Origin of the sequence: Roseateles sp. (assembly GCF_046300915.1) — a bacterium.
Lineage (GTDB): Bacteria > Pseudomonadota > Gammaproteobacteria > Burkholderiales > Burkholderiaceae_C > Kinneretia.
In genome coordinates, this window is the sequence record NZ_JBKCLH010000186.1 from 33,046 (window position 1) to 50,963 (window position 17,918).

A 17,918-nucleotide genomic window follows, 5' to 3' on the forward strand; every position below is an offset into this window, starting at 1 on the left:
CGTCAGCCGCCCGCCGCTGCGGCCTCGGCCACCAGGGCCGGATTGAAGCGCGGATCGTTGTACATCTTGAACTGGCGATAGACCTTGAAGAAGGCCCGGCCCGCGGCGGCATCGGCCAGCAAGGCATCCAGGCAGCTGCCCAGATCCTCGCGCTGTTGCAGCAGCTGTCCCAGCTTGGCACGGCTGCTGCTGCGATGCGATTCATCCACATCGCGGCGCTCCACCTGCCGGCGCATGGCGTGAATTTTGAGTGCCAGGATGGACAGCCTGTCCATGATGGTGCCGGCAGTCTCGCTATTGAGTCGGGCACCGGTGGGCGCCAGGGAGCGCGGCGTGTCGCTGCGTGCGGACTGAGCGTCGACCAGGCCCAGGCGCAGCAGCATCAGCTCGTCCACGCGCTCCGTGGCGTCATTGCGCGCCTGGTTGTAGCGGTCGATGGCGCGCTTGTTGGCGGCGATCTCGCTGTCGGTGACCTGGGTGCGGCGCGCCAGGTCCTCTTCGGCCCACAGCTTGCTGTTGTAGAAGTGGTTGCGCGCGATCCAGAGCCGGAGTTCGTCCACCTGATCGACAGGCGGTTCCTGCAGCCCATCGTGGTCTTGCAAGGCCTGATCGTGGAGCTGGGCAAGTTCCTTGGAAGCGGGCAGGGGGGCGATGCTGGTCATGAATTGTTTTTTCCCGGGGGAGGTCGGCTGGCTCGGCGCTGGCTGGCAGAATTTTCCTTGAATCCATAAACGGTGTCCTGCGAGGCCCAAAAAATCAATGACCCAGGTTCCTCACGCCGCCACCAGGACCGTGATCGTGCGGCTGCGCAATTTCGTGGGCGATGTGGTGCTCGGCATGCCGGCGCTGCATCTCTTGGAGCAGCACGGCTACACGCCCGTGCTTGTCGGCAAGGGTTGGGCTCCTGCACTGCTGGAGGGGCAGGCCTGGTCGGTGAATGTCTTGGCCAAGGGGACGAGGGCTCGTGCCGCACAGCTGCGGGCATTGCGGGTGCAGGCGCAGGCTGGCGACCCCTCGTTTGATACGCGGCTCAATGCGCTGGTCCTGCCCTGGTCCTTTGGCTCCGCCCTGGAGATGCGCCTAGCCGGCTTGCGGGCCGTGGGCTACCGGCATGAGGCGCGCTCCTTGCTGCTGTCACGCAGCTGGCCCATGCCGGCGCAGAGTCATGCCCTGCTGAACTACTGGGATCTGGCCTGCCGCTTTCTGGGCATTGAGCGGCCTCTGCCGCCCACCGAGATCGGGCTCACACCCAGCCTGGCCCAGCAGGAGCTCGCGGAGCAGCTGCTGGCGCGGCATGGCGTCCATGAGCCTTATGTGCTGATCTGCCCCTTTGCGGCGGGTGACTTCGATGCCTTGAGCAAGACCTGGCCCTATTTTGCTGAGTTCGCCAGGCTGGCTGCGGCGCGCGGGCTGCGTCTGCTGGTTTGTCCCGGACCGGGTGAGGAGCTCGTGGCGGCCGAACGCTTCCCGCAGGCGCTGAGCCTGCCCGGGCTCAATCTCGGCGTGTATGCAGCCCTGCAGCGCCGGGCCGCCCTGGTGGTGAGCAATGACACCGGGCCCGGCCATCTTGCTGCGGCCGTGGGTGCGCGTTTGCTTAGCGTGCTGGGGCCCACGGAACCGGAGCACTGGGCCCCCTGGGGGAGCCGCGTCGATGTCATGCGTCAGCATCCCGGCTGGTGGACTGCGCAGCAGGTTCTGAGCCGCACCGAAGCCTTGTTGGCAGGGGCCCCGCCCAGTGGCGGCGCGTGGCCCCACTGTATGCAGGAGGTCATGCCTTCGGGCGCTGAGCCCCGTTGATGTACGAGGGCGCCCGAGCATTCACCTCGTTCTTGTATTGGTATTTCTTCGGTTCTATTGTGGCCTGTAGCGGTCGCGCGTCACTTCTCGGTGGCCTCAGTCCGTGGTGCTGGTAGCAGCCCCATTTCAGGGGCAAAAAGCACAAAAAGTAGGCAAGTTGGCCCCAACTTGGGTTCAAGAATCCAGTCCAAGGGTCGATCATTCGCTGGTGGCCTGGGGCGGCAGGCGCACAGCTATTGCTTCTGCCGCCGAAGTCGCCATCAAGTTGTCAAACCATAAAGGACCAATACCATGGTGTCGTTGCCTCAGATTGCTCAGCGCTTGATGCCGCTGGCAGCCGCTCTCAGCTGTTTCGGTGCGCAGGCACAGGCCAATCAGCAGTCGGCCTGGAGCTTTTCGGGTTTCGCCACTGCCGGCCTGGTTGGTACCAGCAGCGACAAGGCGCAGTACGTCATCCCTGGCCAGCTGCGTGGGGGCGACAAGTCCTGGAGCGGCGAGGTGGACAGCAAGCTGGGCTTGCAGCTCACCGGCCGTTTCAATCCCATGTTCTCGGCCACGGGCCAGCTGCTGACCAAGCAGAATGGCAAGGGCAACTGGACGCCGGAGTTGGAGTGGGCCTTCGTCAAGGCCCAGCTCAGTCCGGGCTTGGCCCTGCGCGCCGGTCGCATGGGCGCACCGCTGTTTGCCGTCTCCGATTTCCGTGACGTGGGCTACGCCAACACTTGGTTGCGCCCGCCGCTCGATGTCTACGGCCAGGTCCCCATCAGCAACTTTGATGGCGCAGATGCGCTCTACCAAAAGAGTCTGGGCTCCACCACGCTGAGCGCCCAGCTGTTCGGTGGTGTCGCGGGTTCGCATTTCGAGGGCACCAAGGTCAAGCTCAAGAACATGGTGGGCTTCAACGCCACGGCCGAGCTGGACGGCGGCATCACCCTGCGCCTGGGTCATGTGCAGGGCAAGCTCCACGTCTATAACAACACCCTGAATGGCCTGGTCGGAACCCTGCGCGGCATTCCGGTGCCCAGCATCTCGGCCGTGGGCAATCAGCTTGCGGCGGATGGCAAGGACGCGAGCTTCACCGGCATCGGCCTGGCCGTGGATCGTGGCCAATGGCTGGCCAACTTCGAGTACACCATGCGCCGCACCGATTCCTATGTGCCGGACACCACGGGCTGGTACGGCACCCTGGGCATGCGCCATGGCAAGTTCACGCCCTATGTGACGGTGTCGCGCCTCAAGGTGGACAGCAGCAATGTGGGCGCCTTGCCGACCGCCGTGGGCGTGCCGGCCATCGATGCCGCGCTGCCGACCCTGCGTGGCGGGGTCAATCTGGTGGTGGCGGGTCAGTCCACCGAGCAGAACACCACGGCTTTCGGCCTGCGCTGGGACGCGTGGCGCAATATCGCGCTCAAGGCTCAGTACGATCGCGTCACGCCTAAGCGCGGCGATGGTCTGTTCACCGGCGCACAGCCCGGATTCGGGGGCGACAGCGTGAACGTCTACAGCCTGGCCGTGGACTTTGTGTTCTGAGGCGGGGGACCCAAACATGAATAAGAGCAAGCTGAACACGCAGGTCCTGGCCGCTGCCCTGTTGGGTCTGGGCTTCATCACCAGCGCTGCCGCCCAGGTGGCGGTCATCGTCAACCCCAAGAACCCGGCCGCCAGCATGACGGCCGAGCAGGTGTCCAACATCTTCCTGGGCAAGAGCAACGCCCTGCCCAGCGGGGGCACGGCCGCCGCTGTGGATCAGGCCGAAAGTGCTGCCATCCGGGAACAGTTCTACACCAAGGTCACGGGCAAGCAGTCTGCCCAGGTCAAGGCGGCCTGGTCGCGTCTGGTCTTCTCCGGCAAGGCCACGCCGCCCAAGGAGCTGGCCAATAGCGCCGAGGTCAAGAAATTCGTGGCGGCCAATCCCGACGCCATCGGCTATGTGGAGAAGTCGGCGGTGGACGGGAGCGTCAAGGCCGTGCTGACCGTGGACTGAGTCTGAGGGGCGGCCTCGTGCCGCCCTGCTCAAGAAGAACAAGAAGAAGACCGTGCTGGGAGCCTTCACGGCGTGCCGGGTCCCGAGTGGCCGGGTGCGTCGGTTTTGGAGTTGAACTTATGAATGTCCGTACCCGGATCTGGTTGCTGCCGGCCTTTGCGGTCCTGATTTTTGCCGTGGGGATTGCGGTGGTGTGGAGTTTTTCATCTCGCACCTCGGCCGCGATCAGCGCCATCGGCGAGGTCGATTTTCCGTATCTGGATGCCACCACTCAGCTGGCGTCCAACCTGGAAGCCCTGGGGGCCACCATCCAGAGTGCTGTGGCCGAGGGCGAGAAGAAGCGCCTGGACGAGGCCAACGAACGAGCCGCATCCATGCGCAAGCTGCTGGATGCGATTGCACGCATCGAGGGCAAGGCCGAGGTGGGCGGCAAGCTCAAGTCGGCCTTCGAGGCCTACCATGCGGCGGCGGTGGACACCGCCCAGCTCTTCCTGGGCATCAAGCAGGGCGACCAGGCCGCGGCTGTGCCCAAGATGCAAGCTGCCCTGAAGGCGTTCGAGACCGAGCTCAAGGCGGCGCGGGTGCAGGCCAGCGAGGGCTTTGATGCGGGCTTGCAGCGTGCCCATGGCGGCGTTTCGTCCAGCCTGACGGCCATCGTCATCAGTGCCGTGCTGGTGGTGCTGGCTCTGGGCCTGGGTTCCTGGATGCTGATCGGCAATGTCTGGCGCCAGCTGGGTGGTGAGCCCGAGTACGCCCGAGACGTGATGCGCCAGATGGCGGAGGGTGATCTGTCCCAACAGATCACGGTAGCGCCTGGCGCCGAGGCCAGTTTGCTGGCCGCCGTGCGGGCCATGTCCCAGGGGCTGGCCGGCATCGTCAGCAATGTGCGCAGCGGTACGGATTCCATCACCGTGGCTTCGCGCGAGATCGCGGTGGGCAACAACGATCTCTCTGTGCGCACCGAAAAGCAGGCCAGCTCCCTGGAGCATACGGCCAGTCATATGCAGACGCTGACGGAGACGGTGCGCCAGAGCGCCGACGCGGCGGCCCAGGCCAATCAGCTGGCGGGTTCTGCCGCCGCCGTGGCCGCCAAGGGCGGCGAGGTGGTGGCCCAGGTGGTGAGCACCATGGAGGACATCAACAGCAGCTCCAGGAAGATCGGCGACATCATCGGCGTGATCGACGGCATCGCCTTCCAGACCAATATCCTGGCGCTGAACGCGGCCGTGGAGGCGGCGCGCGCGGGCGAGCAGGGTCGCGGTTTTGCCGTGGTGGCCGGCGAGGTGCGTTCCCTGGCCCAGCGCAGTGCCGAGGCCGCGCGCGAGATCAAGACCCTGATCGGCGCCAGCATGGAGCGGGTGGAGTCCGGCAGCCGTCTGGTGCAGGACGCCGGCAGCACCATGAACGAGATCGTTTCCAGCGTGCAGCGGGTGACCGACATCATTGGCGAGATCAGCGCCGCCGCCAGCGAGCAGCGGGACGGCATCGCGCAGGTCAACCAGTCGGTCGGACAGCTGGACCAGATGACCCAGCAAAATGCTGCTCTGGTGGAGGAGGCCGCGGCCGCGGCGAGCAGCCTGGAACAGCAGGCCCAGGCCTTGCAGGCCGCAGTCTCCACCTTCAAGCTGCGCTAAGCACGGACCTGCATTTCCCTTGCGCGGCCGCCGGTCTCATCCGGCGGCCGCGCTGTTTTTATAATCCCGCCTCTTCCATCAATCCTTACCGGGCCCCACATCTTGAATTTCCTGATCGAAAACTGGTATCTGGTGCTGGCCGCCCTCGTGTCCGGCGGCTTGCTGCTGTGGCCCAGCCTGGTGCGCGGCGCCGCTGGCGCGGCGGTGTCGACCGCCGAGGCCGTGCGCCTGGTCAACCGCGAGAAGGCCGTCTTGCTGGACATCAGCGAGCCCGCCGAGTACGCGGCCGCGCATGTGGCAGGGGCCAAGAATCTGCCGCTGGGCAGCATCGAAGCCGGCGCCAAGCAACTGCCCGCCAACAAGTCCCTGCCCATTGTGGTGCTGTGCGCCACCGGCGCACGCGCCGGCCGCGCGGCTGGCATGCTGCGCAAGCTGGGCTATGAAAAGGCTCAGCCGCTGGCCGGCGGTCTGGCCGCATGGCGTGAGGCCAATCTGCCGGTCGAAAAGACCGCTTGAGGCCCAATGGCGCCGGTGGCCCTGCGGGGACCGGCGCCTTTTGTTTTTGTGCAGGAGCCAGGCTGATGCAAGCCGTGAAGATGTACACCACCCAGGTCTGCCCCTACTGTGTGCGGGCCAAGGCGTTGCTCAAGCAACGCGGCGTCGAGAACATCGATGAGGTCCGGGTGGACCTGAACCCCGCTGAACGCGAGTCCATGATGGCCCTGACCGGGCGCCGCACCGTGCCGCAGATTTTCATCGGCGACACCCATGTGGGCGGTTGCGACGACCTTGTCGCCCTGGACCAACGTGGCGGGTTGATGCCCCTGCTGCAGGGCGCCTGAGACCCGGGCCCGGCACCCCCGGGCTGGGGGGCTTGCTTGCGCCCTTCAGTGCTTGAGCAGAGCGGTCTTGCGCCTGGGCCATAATCGCGCCCTGCTGCCCGCGGCAATTGGCCGGCGGGTCCAACCGAACCGACACTCACCATCATGGCCGACGAGAGCAACAACACCCCCGTGTTCCAGATTCAGCGCATGTACCTGAAGGACCTGTCGCTGGAGCAGCCGAACGCGCCCCAGATCCTGCTGGAACAGACCCAGCCCCAGGTCGACATCAATCTGGCACTGGCGGCCGAGCCGGTGAGCGAGGGCTTTTTCGAGGTCAGCGTCACCGCCACCGTGACCACCAAGGTCGGCGACAAGACCCTGTTCCTGATCGAGGCCAAGCAGGCCGGTATCTTCGAAATCCGCAATCTGCCCCAGGAACAGCTGGAAGGCATCATCGGCATCGTCTGCCCGCAGATGATCTACCCCTATCTGCGTGCCGTGGTTTCGGACGTCTGCACCCGTGCTGGCTTCCCGCCCGTGATCCTGTCGGAGGTGAACTTCCAGGCCATGTTCGAGGCCCAGCAGGCACAGCGCGAGGCGCAGGGCGCCGTCAACTGATCCTGTAGGTCTGAGCTGTCATGCAACGCCCCTGGCTGCAGCAAGCGGCGGGGGCGTTTTGCCATCGAGCGAGCCGGAAATGAAGATTGCAGTTCTTGGCGCCGGAGCCTGGGGTACGGCGCTGGCTATACAGGCCGCGGCGCGGCATGAGGTCTTGCTGTGGGCGCGTGATGCTGCCGCCTGCGAGCAGATGCAGCGAGAGGGCTGCAACAGCCGCTATCTACCGGGTGTTCCCCTGCCGGAAGCTTTGACGCTGCAGCACCAGCTGGACCTGGCGCTCGCGCACGGCTCCCAGGGCTTGATCGTGATCGCCACGCCCATGGCCGGACTGCGCGGCATGTTGGCGCAGATGCCGCCGGGTGCGCGGGTGTTCTGGCTGTGCAAGGGCTTCGAGGCCGGCAGTGGACGGCTCGGTCACGAGATCGTGCGCGAGATCCGTCCTGATCTGGCGGCGGGCATTTTGTCGGGGCCGAGCTTTGCACAGGAGGTGGCCGCGGGTCAGCCCACGGCCCTGGTGGCCGCCTGTGGCGATGCCGGACTGGCGCAATGCGCCGTGCAGGCCTTTCATAGCGAGCGACTGCGGGTCTACACCTCGGCCGACCCGGTGGGCGTTGAGGTGGGCGGGGCGGTCAAGAACGTGATGGCCATTGCCGTGGGCATTGCCGACGGTCTGCGGCTGCAGGCCGAGCGTTCCGCTCGCGCGGAGCTGGACGGTGTGCCGGGTCTGAATGCCCGCGCCGCGCTGATCACGCGTGGGCTGGCGGAGATGCTGCGCCTGGGTCTGGCCCTGGGGGCGCGTACCGAGACTTTTATGGGGCTCTCGGGCATGGGTGATCTGGTGCTGACGGCCACTGGTGATCTCTCACGCAACCGCCAGGTCGGCCTGGGCTTGGCGGCTGGCAAGCCCCTGGCCCAGATCCTGAACGAACTGGGCCATGTGTCCGAAGGCGTCTACAGCGCGCCGACCGTGCTGGAGCGCGCCCGCGCCTTGGGCGTGGAGACGCCCATCACGGCGGCGGTTGTCGAGGTGCTGCAGGGCCGGCTGGGTCCGGTGGCGGCGCTTGAGCGTCTGATGAGCCGCGAATCCCGATCCGAACATTGATGTGATGAAGAAGGTGCCCCCGATGCAACGTCGATCCCTGCTGCAGGCCGCCGCGCTTGCGCCTCTTGCGGCCAGTCTGCCCGTCCTGGCCCAGGCCTGGCCGGCCCGGCCCATCAAGCTGGTCGTTCCCTTCCCCGGTGGCAGCTCGCCCGACATCATGGCCCGCGCCGTGGCCGAGCCTCTGGGACAGGCCCTGGGTCAGCCCATGGTCATCCTCAACCAGCCCGGGGCCGGCGGCAATATCGGCACCGGTGCCGTGGCCAAGGCCGAGCCGGATGGCTACACCCTGCTGTTCACCATCCAAGGGCCCCTGGTCACCGCGCCCCTGCTGAGCAAGCAATTGCCCTACAACCCGGCCAAGGATCTGCAGCCTATTGGTCTGGTGGCAACCAGCCCCAATGTGCTGGTGGTCGACCCCAAGCTGGGCGTCAACAGCGTGGCGGACTTTGTGCGCATCGCCAAGGAGAAGAAGGGTCAGCTCAACTATGGCAGCGTGGGCAATGGCAGTGCGGCGCATCTGGCCATGGAGTCCTTCCGCACCCGTGCCGGTTTCGAAATGACCCATGTGCCCTACCAGGGCTTCCCACAGGTGGTGAACGCCATACTGGCCGGGCAGGTGCAAGCCGGTTTCATGGTGCCGGGTATTGCCATGGGGCAGGTGCGTGCCGGCAAGCTCAAGGCACTGGCTGTGACCAGCGCGGGGCGCGTCGCTTCCCTGCCCGAGCTGCAGACCTTGGCGGAGTTGGGTTACGCCGGCTTTGAGGCCATCTCCTGGCAAGCCATGCTGGCGCCCGCCAAGACGCCGGCGCCCATCGTGCAGCGTCTCTCCGCGGAGCTGGTCAAGGTGATCAAGAGCGATGAGGTGCGAGCCAAGATGCTGAGTCAGTATTTCAGTGCCGCCGCGAGTTCACCCGAAGGCCTGGCGAGTCTGATGAAGACCGAGCGCGAGCGTTGGGGGCAGATGATCAAGGCGGCCGGTGTGCAAGCCGAGTAAGGCTCAGACGCCTCCTGCGTAGCCGTTCTGGCGCCAGGCCTCGAACACGGTGACGGCCACGCTGTTGCTGAGGTTCAGACTGCGCTGATCCGGGCGCATGGGCAGGCGCACCCGCTGTGCCGTCGGGAAGCTGTCGCGCAGGGCCGGCGGCAGGCCAGCCGTCTCTGAGCCGAAGACAAACCAGTCGCCGGGGCGCCATGCCACCTTGGCGAAAGATTGGCTGCCGCGTGTCGTGAAGGCAAACATGCGTTCGGTGTCTGGCTTGGCCTCGCTCAGAAAGCTCTGCCAGTCGGCATGGCGCTTGACCGGGGTGTACTCGTGATAGTCCAGACCGGCGCGCTGCAGCAGTCTGTCCTCCATGGAGAAGCCCAGCGGTTCGATCAGGTGCAGGCTGCAGCCGGTGTTGGCGGCCAGGCGGATCACATTGCCGGTGTTGGGCGGTATTTCGGGTTGGACCAGAACGATGTTGAACATGGCGTGAGTTGTTGGGGGCAGGCCTACTCAGCGGTGCGCGCCAGGACCCAGGCCTGGATGCGGGTGGCGCCGGCTCTCCTGAGCAGGCGGGCCAGCTCGTGCAGGGTGGCCCCGGTGGTCATCACATCATCCAGCAGGGCCACATGGGCGCCGCGCAGCCGCCCGGCTTGTTGCGGCTCCAGCGCAAAAGCGTGCCGCACATTGGCGGCCCGCTGCTCGGCGGGCAGCTTGAGTTGGTGCGCAGTATCGCGCAGGCGCAGCACCAGCCTGGCTTCGCAGGTCAGGCCTCGCCGCCGCGCCAGAGGCCGGGCGAGTTCCAGGCTCTGGTTGTAGCCGCGCTCACGCAGGCGTTCTGCCGAGAGTGGCACGGGCAGCAGCAGATCGGGCGCCTGCGCCTGTTCGCGATCGAGCGCAGCCTCCAGGCATTGCAGCAGAGCCGGGCCCAGAGACAGGGCCTGCTGGAATTTGTAGCGGAGCAAGAGATGGTCCCAGGGGAAGGCATAGTCCAGGGCCGCGATGCAACGGTCCAGGGGTGGGGGGTGCCGCAGGCAGCGGCCGCATTGCGGGGGTGCATGCTCGATCCCGCCCCGGGTTGCCGCCGGTAGGCGCAGACCGCAGCTCGTGCAGCGCAGGGCGGGGCGTGCATAGCGATCCAGGCAGAGCTGGCAGACGCGCTGCCTCGACCAGCTGCGGCACACCAGGCATTGGCCAGGGCAGCGAGCCAGCGCCCGCTCGAGCAGCGAGGGTTTGGAGGGGCGAAGGGCGCTGGGCTCCATGGCTCAATATACTCGGCGCCCATGTCGTCCCCCGCCCCCGCGCCCGCCCAGCGTCCGCCCAGTCAGCAGATCGATGCCACCGCCCTGAGTCGCCATCTGCGGCGGCTTGCGACCCTGGCTGAACCGCCCTGGCTGCATGCCGATATCGCCCGCCGCATGGCCGAGCGCCTGCCCCTGATCAAGTTGAAGCCGCAGCGGGTGCTGCAGTGGTCGGCCCATTTGGGGGCCAGCGAGGCCTTGCTGCGCGAGGCCTATCCCCAGGCGCGTCAGCTGCGCAGCGAGCCTTTGCCGGCCCTGCGTGAGCGCAGCCAGGCGACCCAAGGCAAGGGGGGCTTCTGGGCCGCCCTGCGCGGGCGCGAGCCGGTCGAGGTCTGGCTGCCCGGTGAGGTGCCCGAGGGCACGGCCGAGCTGCTCTGGGCCAATATGTATCTGCACCTGAGTCCGGATCCCGAGGCCCTGCTGCGCCTGTGGCAGCGCGCCCTGGCCGTGGACGGTTTCGTGATGTTCTCCTGCCTGGGGCCCGACAGCTGGCGCGAGCTGCGTCAGCTTTACGAGCGCCTGGCTTGGGCCAGCGCCGGGCCGGAGTGGATCGACATGCACGATGTGGGCGATATGTTGGTGCATGCCGGTTTTGCCGACCCGGTGATGGACCAGGAGCGCATCAGCCTGACCTGGGGCGATCCGGCCAAGGCCCTGGCGGATTTGCGCGCCCTGGGCGGCAATCTCTCGCCCCTGCGATTCGAGGGCCTGCGCGGCCGGGCCTGGCGCAATCGTCTGCTGGACGCGCTGGAGTCATTGCGCGGGCCCGACGGGCGCCTGCGTCTGAGTCTGGAACTGGTCTATGGTCACGCCTTTAAACCGGCCCCACGGCTGGCGGTGAGCGGGGAAACCCGCGTCTCGCTGGATCAGATGCGCAACATGGTGCGGGGCTCGGCCAAACCCTAATCAGTACATGCACCTAGCCGGGGCAAAGACCACGGGGATATCAGGGGGGCAGGGGCTAAAATTCCGCATCGATCGGATCCCTGCCAGCTGATCTGTGGTTCGTGCTTGACGCAGGTCAGAGGTCCTGATGACTGGCGCGACAGTTGTATGTAGCACCCGCGGGTGTGTACATGGATCAGATCTCGGTGGAAAACGCGAAGGGGCTTGTGGCGCTGCACTGTGATGCGGCGCCGTGAACCCCATGGGCTGAATTTGAAACAGAAGTGACGACCATGACGATGATGAACGCACGAGTGCATCCGCTGGGGCGCTGTATCAGCCGACTGGCGGGAGGCCTCGCAGCCACGTTGGCCAGCCAGGCTGCCCTGGCCGTGAATGACCTGCCGGGTGGGCCCAAGGTCAATCAGCTGAACCTGCATGAGCCGGTCACCCGCATTGCCGCGGATCAGATGTGGCTGCACAACATGATGCTGGTCATTTGCCTGGTCATCTTCATCGCCGTCTTCGGCGTCATGTTCTATTCCATCTTCAAGCACCGCAAGAGCCGCGGCGCGGTGCCGGCCAACTTCCACGAGAGCGTCAAGGTCGAGATCGCCTGGACCGTGGTGCCCTTCATCATCGTGATCCTGATGGCCCTGCCGGCCACCAAGGTGGTGGTGGCCATGAAGGACACCACCAACGCCGACCTCACCATCAAGGCCACCGGCTATCAGTGGAAGTGGGGCTATGACTATCTGAAGGGCGAGGGCGAGGGCATCGGTTTCCTGGCCACCCTCGACGCGGCCCAGCGCGAGATGTCGGATGCCGGCAGGCCCGAGGGCGACAACTACCTGCTCAAGGTGGACAACCCCCTGGTCGTGCCCGTGGGCAAGAAGGTGCGCATCATCACCACGGCCAATGATGTGATCCACGCCTGGATGGTGCCGGCTTTCGGTGTCAAGCAGGATGCGATCCCCGGCTTTGTGCGCGACACCTGGTTCAAGGCCGAGAAGGTGGGCGACTACTACGGTCAGTGCGCCGAGCTCTGCGGCAAGGAACACGCCTATATGCCCATCCACGTGAAGGTGGTCTCAGCCGAGGACTACAGCAAGTGGGTCGATGGCAAGAAGAAGGAAATGGCCGCCAAGGCCGATGATCCGAGCAAGGTCTGGGAACTGGCCGCCCTGGTGGCCCGCGGCCAGAAGGTCTATGCCGCCAACTGCGCTGCTTGCCATAAGGCCGATGGCACCGGCGCCGGCCCCATCAAAGCCTTGGACAAGTCGGCCCTGGTCCTGTCTGACGACAAGAGCAAGCAGATCCAGGTCATGCTCAACGGTGCTGCCAATGGCGCCATGCCGGCCTGGAAGCAGCTGTCCGATACCGAGATCGCTGCCGTGATCACGTACACCAAGAACAGCTGGTCCAACAAGACCGGTCAGCTTGTGCAGCCGGCCGAGATCGTGGCTGCCCGCAAGTAAGCGTCTGAACGTCCAGAAAGAGGAAAGCAAGATGAGTGCAGTGCTTGACCACCACGGCCACGGCGGCGTTCACGACCACCATGACGACCACCACCATGCCCCCACGGGCTGGCGCCGCTGGGTCTTCGCCACCAACCACAAGGACATCGGGACGCTTTACCTGCTGTTCTCCTTCACCATGCTCATGGTCGGGGGCATCCTCGCGCTGCTGATCCGCGCCGAGCTGTTCCAGCCCGGCCTGCAGTTCGTGAACCCCGAGCTCTTCAACCAGCTCACCACCATGCACGGCCTGATCATGGTGTTCGGCGCCATCATGCCGGCCTTCGTGGGCTTCGCGAACTGGATGATCCCGCTGCAGATCGGTGCGAGCGATATGGCCTTCGCGCGCATGAACAACTTCAGCTTCTGGCTGATGATTCCCGCGGCCATCATGCTGGTGGGCAGCTTCTTCATGCCCGGCGGTGCACCGGCTGCTGGCTGGACGCTGTATGCACCCCTGACCCTGCAGATGGGCCCCTCCATGGATGCCGGCATCTTCGCGATGCACATCCTGGGTGCCTCGTCCATCATGGGCTCGATCAACATCATCGTCACCATCCTGAACATGCGCGCCCCGGGCATGACCTTGATGAAGATGCCGATGTTTGCCTGGACCTGGCTGATCACGGCCTATCTGCTGATCGCCGTCATGCCCGTGCTGGCCGGCGCCATCACGATGACGCTGACGGACCGCCACTTCGGCACCGCCTTCTTCAACCCCGCAGGCGGCGGTGACCCGGTGATGTACCAGCACATCTTTTGGTTCTTCGGTCACCCCGAGGTCTACATCATGATCCTGCCGGCCTTCGGCATCATCAGCCAGATCGTGCCGGCCTTCGCCCGCAAGCGCCTGTTCGGCTATGCCTCCATGGTGTATGCCACGGCCTCCATCGCCATCCTGTCCTTCATCGTCTGGGCCCACCACATGTTCGCCACCGGCATGCCGGTGACGGGCCAGCTGTTCTTCATGTACGCGACCATGCTGATCGCCGTGCCCACGGGCGTGAAGATCTTCAACTGGCTGGCCACGATGTGGCGCGGCTCCATGACCTTCGAGACGCCCATGCTCTGGGCCGTGGGCTTCATCTTCGTGTTCACCATGGGTGGCTTCACCGGCCTGATCTGCGCGGTGGCTCCCATCGACATCCAGATCCAGGACACCTACTACGTGGTGGCGCACTTCCACTATGTGCTGGTGGCCGGCTCCCTGTACGCGCTGTTTGCCGGTGTTTACTACTGGGGCCCGAAGTGGACCGGCGTGATGTATTCGGAGACCCGCGGCAAGATCCACTTCTGGGGCTCGCTGATCTTCTTCAACATCACCTTCTTCCCCATGCACTTCCTCGGTCTGGCCGGCATGCCGCGCCGCTACGCCGACTACCCGCTGCAGTTCGCCGACTTCAATATGATCGCGTCCATCGGTGCCTTCGGCTTCGGTCTGATGCAGGTCTACTTCTTCCTCTTCGTGGTTGTGCCCATGATGCGCGGCAAGGGTGAGAAGGCGCCGCAGAAGCCCTGGGAAGCGGCCGAGGGTCTGGAGTGGGAAGTGCCTTCGCCGGCCCCCTTCCATACCTTCGAGAACCCGCCCAAGCTGGACGCCACCGCGACCAAGGTTGTGGGCTGAGGAGCAGGGCATGGCAGTCAATCCGCAGCAGCGCAAGAGCAATCTGCGTCTTGCCTTGGTTCTGGCCTCGGTGGCCGCGGTGTTTGCTCTGGGCTTCGTGGCCAAAATTGCCCTCTTGGGGGCCTGAGGTTCTTGCATGAGCAGCACGCCCAAACCCGGTTGGATGTCTCTGGCCCTGCGCCGGGAAAACCGGCTCATGGTGGGCAAGCTCTGTGTGATCGTGTTGCTGATGTTCGGCTTCGGCTACGCCCTGGTGCCGATCTACACCGCGATCTGCACGGCGCTGGGCATCAATGTGCTGTCGCTCTCCGAGCGTCAGCACGCGATCAAGGCCAGTGATCTGAAGAACAGTCAGATCGATTACAGCCGCAAGATCACGGTGGAGTTCGATGCCAATGCCCGCGGCCCCTGGGACTTCAAGCCCGCCGTGAACCATGTGGAAGTGCATCCGGGCGAGCTGACTACGGTCATGTACGAGTTCCGCAATGTGCAGAACAAGATCATGTCCGCGCAGGCCATACCGAGCTATGCACCCAAGCAGGCGACGGCCCACTTCAACAAGCTGGAGTGTTTTTGCTTCAACGAATACACCCTGGCGCCGGGTGAGAAGAAGCAGTGGCCGGTGGCCTTTGTCATCGACCCCAAGCTGCCCAAGGATGTGAAGACCATCACGCTGTCCTACACCTTCTTCGAGGTGGCCGGCAAGGGACAGAAGCAGGCCGCCATGGTGGTGGCCGAGCCCCGGCTATGAGGCCGGGACAGGATCTGAAGGAGGCCGCGGCTCGGCCGAGCTCCTTCTTGCAGACGGTCAAGGCAATTGCCTGGGCCTTTTTCGGTGTGCGCAAGCGCGCCGACTATGACAGGGATGTGGCCCAACTGAACCCAGTGCATGTGATCATCACCGGCGTCATTGGGGCTGCGCTGTTCGTGCTGGTGCTGGTGCTGCTGGTCAACTGGGTGATCGGTAGCGGCATTGCCGGGGCATGAGCGGATCGAGGATCTAGCAGGACTGATTGATTTAGTTCGAGGAGAAACAGATGTCGGCAGCGACTCCCCACGGAGCAACCCCCTACTATTTCGTGCCCGGCCCTTCGCGGCATCCGGTGATGGCCTCTATCGGTCTGTTCTTCGTGATCCTGGGTGCGGGCCAGTGGATCAACGGCCACCAGTGGGGTGCCTACTCGCTGCTCTTTGGCTTGCTGTGGTGGGCCTTTGTGCTCAAGCAGTGGTTTGGTGATGCCATCCGCGAGAGCGAGGGCGGCCTTTACAGCGACCGCATCGACGTCTCCTTCCGCTGGAGCATGGGCTGGTTCATCTTTTCGGAGGTGATGTTCTTCGCCGCCTTCTTCGGTGCGCTGTACTGGGCGCGGGTGCACTCGGTGCCCACGCTGGGCAACCATGAGCATGCCCTGCTGTGGCCCGACTTCAAGGCCCTGTGGCCCAGCGTTTCGGCCGGCGCAACGGCCGCGCCTGGCGGCACGGTGGAGGCCTTCAGCACCATCGGTCCCTGGCCCCTGCCCACCATCAACACGGCCCTGCTGCTGACCTCGGGCGTGACGCTGACGATTGCGCACCACGCGCTGCTCGCCGGCAACCGGGGCAGGACCATCGCCTTCATGTGGATGACGGTGATCCTGGGCGCCGTCTTCCTGGTCGTCCAAGGCTATGAGTACGCCCATGCCTACAACGACCTGAACCTCAAGCTCAATTCCGGCATCTTTGGTTCCACCTTCTTCATGCTGACCGGCTTCCACGGTTTCCATGTGTTCGTGGGCATGCTGATGCTGCTCTTCATCACGCTGCGCCTTCACAAGGGCCACTTCACGCCCGAGCGCCACTTCGGCTTTGAAGGTGCAGCTTGGTACTGGCACTTCGTGGACGTGGTCTGGCTCGGCCTGTACATCGTCGTTTACTGGATGTAAGCGCCGCGCCCCCTGCCGGCTTTGCCGGGCTCTCGCGAGTCGAGGGGGTGATAAAGCAAACGCCGCATTGCGCGGCGTTTCTTGTTTCAGCGACGCCCTTGCTCAGCGGCCCAGAGGCACGCCGGTGGGCTTGATCCAGCCCATGTAGTAGCTCAGCAGGATGAAGAGGAAGAGCGCCACCGACAGGGCCACGCGCAGCGCCAGGGCGCGAGCCATGCTGTTGCGGCCCTTGCTGCGCCTCAGCATGAACAGGCCCGCCGCCCCCAGGGCGCCGACAATGCCAAGCAAGGCAAGCAGAAGGACGAATTTCATGGCGTTGGATTATTCCACCAGGGTCGATCAGGCATGAGGGGGCGAGCCCTGATCCTGCTGGCCACCGTGCTGGGCCTGGGGCTGGCCTTGCGGCTGGGTTGGTGGCAGCTGGATCGGGCCGCGCAGAAAACCGCCCTGCTGCAGTCACAACAAGCCCAGGCCGAGCGGGCGCCGCTGTCTGCTGTCGAGCTGGCCGCGGCGCCGCAGCTGGCCCGCGAGCAGTTGCAGCGGCGGGTGCGCTTGCGCGGCCATTGGTTGGATGCGCATACCGTCTACCTGGAGAACCGGCCCATGGCCGGACGCACCGGCTTCTATGTGATCACGCCCCTGCAACTGGCGGGTCGCACCGAGGCTGTCCTGGTACAGCGCGGCTGGCTGCCGCGGGACGTCCGGGATCGCGAGCGCCTGCCCGAGCTGCCCCAGCAGCCCGCCGAGGTGGAAATCGAGGGGCGTCTGATCGAGGCCCCGACCCGGCTTTATCAGCTTGGCGAGGCAGGGGGCGGACGTATCCGGCAGAATCTCGACGCCGTGGCATTTGCCCACGAGATTCGTCGCCCTTTGCTGCCGCTGACCGTGCTGCAACAAGGGGATGCGTTGGCGGGTACGGATGGCCTGCTCCGCGATTGGCCGGCGCCCGATGCCGGTGTGCAGAAACACTACGGCTATGCCTTTCAATGGTTCGCGCTAGGCGCCTTGATCCTGGGTCTTTATGTCTGGTTCCAACTCGTCCGTCCCCGTCGCCGACAAGCTCGCTGATCAGGGCCTGACCCTGACCGTGCACAGCCTGCCCGATCCCGCAAGCATGGCGGACTCGCAGCGAACGCTGCGCGGCCGCCTGTGGATGCTGCTGGTTGTCTTGGCCTGCGCTGCGCCGGTGGTGGCCTCCTATCTGACCTTCTATGTGCTCAAGCCTCAGGGCAAGGCCTATGGCGAGCTGATCCATCCGCCGATCGAGCTTCCGATGCTGCAGCTGCAGGACTTGAAGGGCCAGGGCGTGCCCGCCGAGAGCCTCAAGGGCCAGTGGCTGCTCACCCTTGTCCAGGAACAGGCCTGCGACAGCGCCTGCGAGGGGCGGCTCTACACCCAGCGGCAGCTGCGCGAGATGCTGGGCAAGGAGCGGGACAAGGTCGACAAGCTGCTGCTGCTGCCTCACGACGCGCCTGAGCCCTCGGCCGCCCTGCGTGAGGCGCTGGCCCAGGGCGTGGGCGTCACGGTGCTGCGCCTGCCGCGCGAACAGCTGCAGGCCTGGCTCAAGCCGGCCGCGGGGCAGGGGCTGCAGGATCACTTCTTTCTGATGGACCCCATGGGGCGCTGGATGCTGAGAGCCCCTTCGGAGCCCGAGCCCTCCAAGCTCAAGCGCGATCTGAGCCGCTTGCTCAAGGCCAGCGCTTCCTGGGACCTGCCGGGGCGCTGAGG

22 protein-coding genes are annotated in these 17,918 nt (G+C 65.4%); 18 read left to right on the top strand and 4 right to left on the bottom strand.

Features of this window, described 5'->3' with window-relative positions; all coding sequences use genetic code 11:
• Positions 1 to 2: 2 nt before the first annotated feature.
• A complete protein-coding gene (locus ACK5F2_RS14100; protein WP_409865608.1) occupies positions 3 to 662 on the bottom strand; it encodes a DUF4254 domain-containing protein in 660 nt (219 codons plus the stop codon).
• Positions 663 to 759: 97 nt separating this feature from the next.
• On the opposite strand from ACK5F2_RS14100, the gene ACK5F2_RS14105 reads away from it, so the two are divergent.
• From ACK5F2_RS14105 to ACK5F2_RS14145, 9 genes are all read left to right on the top strand, one after another.
• A complete protein-coding gene (locus ACK5F2_RS14105; protein ID WP_409865610.1) occupies positions 760 to 1,797 on the top strand; it encodes a glycosyltransferase family 9 protein in 1,038 nt (345 codons plus the stop codon).
• 291 nt (positions 1,798 to 2,088) lie between these two features.
• Positions 2,089 to 3,327 (top strand): hypothetical protein, encoded by a 1,239-nt coding sequence (locus ACK5F2_RS14110; RefSeq protein WP_409865612.1) that lies wholly within the window; start codon positions 2,089 to 2,091, stop codon positions 3,325 to 3,327.
• Positions 3,328 to 3,343: 16 nt separating this feature from the next.
• Positions 3,344 to 3,781: a substrate-binding domain-containing protein gene (locus ACK5F2_RS14115; protein WP_409865614.1), complete on the top strand. Its 438-nt coding sequence runs from the start codon at positions 3,344 to 3,346 to the stop codon at positions 3,779 to 3,781.
• 119 nt (positions 3,782 to 3,900) lie between these two features.
• Entirely contained in the window at positions 3,901 to 5,415 is a 1,515-nt protein-coding gene (locus tag ACK5F2_RS14120) for a methyl-accepting chemotaxis protein (RefSeq protein ID WP_409865616.1), read from the top strand.
• A 102-nt stretch (positions 5,416 to 5,517) separates the two neighbouring features.
• The gene (locus ACK5F2_RS14125) at positions 5,518 to 5,931 is read left to right on the top strand and encodes a rhodanese-like domain-containing protein (RefSeq protein ID WP_409865618.1); all 414 of its coding nucleotides are present in this window, start codon (positions 5,518 to 5,520) and stop codon (positions 5,929 to 5,931) included.
• A gap of 65 nt (positions 5,932 to 5,996) precedes the next feature.
• Entirely contained in the window at positions 5,997 to 6,257 is a 261-nt protein-coding gene (gene grxC, locus ACK5F2_RS14130; protein ID WP_409865621.1) for a glutaredoxin 3, read from the top strand.
• Between the two features lie 144 nt (positions 6,258 to 6,401).
• The gene (gene secB, locus ACK5F2_RS14135; protein WP_133604479.1) at positions 6,402 to 6,857 is read left to right on the top strand and encodes a protein-export chaperone SecB; all 456 of its coding nucleotides are present in this window, start codon (positions 6,402 to 6,404) and stop codon (positions 6,855 to 6,857) included.
• Positions 6,858 to 6,936: 79 nt separating this feature from the next.
• Positions 6,937 to 7,959, top strand: coding sequence for an NAD(P)H-dependent glycerol-3-phosphate dehydrogenase (locus tag ACK5F2_RS14140; RefSeq protein ID WP_409865623.1), 1,023 nt, complete (start codon positions 6,937 to 6,939; stop codon positions 7,957 to 7,959).
• A 22-nt stretch (positions 7,960 to 7,981) separates the two neighbouring features.
• A complete protein-coding gene (locus ACK5F2_RS14145) occupies positions 7,982 to 8,953 on the top strand; it encodes a Bug family tripartite tricarboxylate transporter substrate binding protein (RefSeq protein WP_409865625.1) in 972 nt (323 codons plus the stop codon).
• Positions 8,954 to 8,956: 3 nt separating this feature from the next.
• Here the strand turns inward: ACK5F2_RS14145 and trmL are convergent, their stop codons facing one another.
• Together trmL and ACK5F2_RS14155 are read right to left on the bottom strand one after the other, a co-directional pair.
• Complete coding sequence (trmL, locus tag ACK5F2_RS14150) at positions 8,957 to 9,427, bottom strand: tRNA (uridine(34)/cytosine(34)/5-carboxymethylaminomethyluridine(34)-2'-O)-methyltransferase TrmL (RefSeq protein ID WP_409865626.1); 471 nt, start codon at positions 9,425 to 9,427, stop codon at positions 8,957 to 8,959.
• Positions 9,428 to 9,450: 23 nt separating this feature from the next.
• Entirely contained in the window at positions 9,451 to 9,906 is a 456-nt protein-coding gene (locus ACK5F2_RS14155; RefSeq protein WP_409865628.1) for a ComF family protein, read from the bottom strand.
• 318 nt (positions 9,907 to 10,224) lie between these two features.
• On the opposite strand from ACK5F2_RS14155, the gene ACK5F2_RS14160 reads away from it, so the two are divergent.
• From ACK5F2_RS14160 to ACK5F2_RS14190, 7 genes are all read left to right on the top strand, one after another.
• Positions 10,225 to 11,148, top strand: coding sequence for a biotin synthase (locus tag ACK5F2_RS14160; protein WP_409865631.1), 924 nt, complete (start codon positions 10,225 to 10,227; stop codon positions 11,146 to 11,148).
• Between the two features lie 281 nt (positions 11,149 to 11,429).
• On the top strand, positions 11,430 to 12,605 hold the full coding sequence (gene coxB, locus ACK5F2_RS14165) for a cytochrome c oxidase subunit II (protein ID WP_409865672.1): 1,176 nt from the start codon (positions 11,430 to 11,432) through the stop codon (positions 12,603 to 12,605).
• A 31-nt stretch (positions 12,606 to 12,636) separates the two neighbouring features.
• Positions 12,637 to 14,268 carry a cytochrome c oxidase subunit I gene (gene ctaD, locus ACK5F2_RS14170; protein WP_409865633.1) on the top strand — a complete coding sequence of 544 codons (1,632 nt, stop codon included), beginning with the start codon at positions 12,637 to 12,639 and terminating at the stop codon, positions 14,266 to 14,268.
• A 10-nt stretch (positions 14,269 to 14,278) separates the two neighbouring features.
• Entirely contained in the window at positions 14,279 to 14,395 is a 117-nt protein-coding gene (locus tag ACK5F2_RS14175) for a cytochrome oxidase small assembly protein (RefSeq protein ID WP_409865635.1), read from the top strand.
• Positions 14,396 to 14,437: 42 nt separating this feature from the next.
• Positions 14,438 to 15,019 carry a cytochrome c oxidase assembly protein gene (locus ACK5F2_RS14180; RefSeq protein WP_409865674.1) on the top strand — a complete coding sequence of 194 codons (582 nt, stop codon included), beginning with the start codon at positions 14,438 to 14,440 and terminating at the stop codon, positions 15,017 to 15,019.
• A 47-nt stretch (positions 15,020 to 15,066) separates the two neighbouring features.
• Positions 15,067 to 15,255, top strand: a complete 189-nt coding sequence (locus ACK5F2_RS14185) for a DUF2970 domain-containing protein (RefSeq protein ID WP_409865638.1) — start codon at positions 15,067 to 15,069, stop codon at positions 15,253 to 15,255.
• Between the two features lie 50 nt (positions 15,256 to 15,305).
• Positions 15,306 to 16,190, top strand: a complete 885-nt coding sequence (locus ACK5F2_RS14190; protein ID WP_409865641.1) for a cytochrome c oxidase subunit 3 — start codon at positions 15,306 to 15,308, stop codon at positions 16,188 to 16,190.
• A 102-nt stretch (positions 16,191 to 16,292) separates the two neighbouring features.
• Here ACK5F2_RS14190 and ACK5F2_RS14195 read toward each other — a convergent pair whose 3' ends face one another.
• On the bottom strand, positions 16,293 to 16,502 hold the full coding sequence (locus ACK5F2_RS14195; RefSeq protein WP_409865644.1) for a DUF2909 domain-containing protein: 210 nt from the start codon (positions 16,500 to 16,502) through the stop codon (positions 16,293 to 16,295).
• 33 nt (positions 16,503 to 16,535) lie between these two features.
• Here ACK5F2_RS14195 and ACK5F2_RS14200 point away from each other — a divergent pair, with 33 nt between their 5' ends.
• Together ACK5F2_RS14200 and ACK5F2_RS14205 are read left to right on the top strand one after the other, a co-directional pair.
• A complete protein-coding gene (locus ACK5F2_RS14200) occupies positions 16,536 to 17,258 on the top strand; it encodes an SURF1 family protein (protein ID WP_409865647.1) in 723 nt (240 codons plus the stop codon).
• Entirely contained in the window at positions 17,212 to 17,916 is a 705-nt protein-coding gene (locus tag ACK5F2_RS14205; protein ID WP_409865649.1) for an SCO family protein, read from the top strand. Before ACK5F2_RS14200 ends, ACK5F2_RS14205 begins: the two co-directional genes overlap by 47 nt.
• The last annotated feature ends 2 nt before the right edge of the window (positions 17,917 to 17,918 follow it).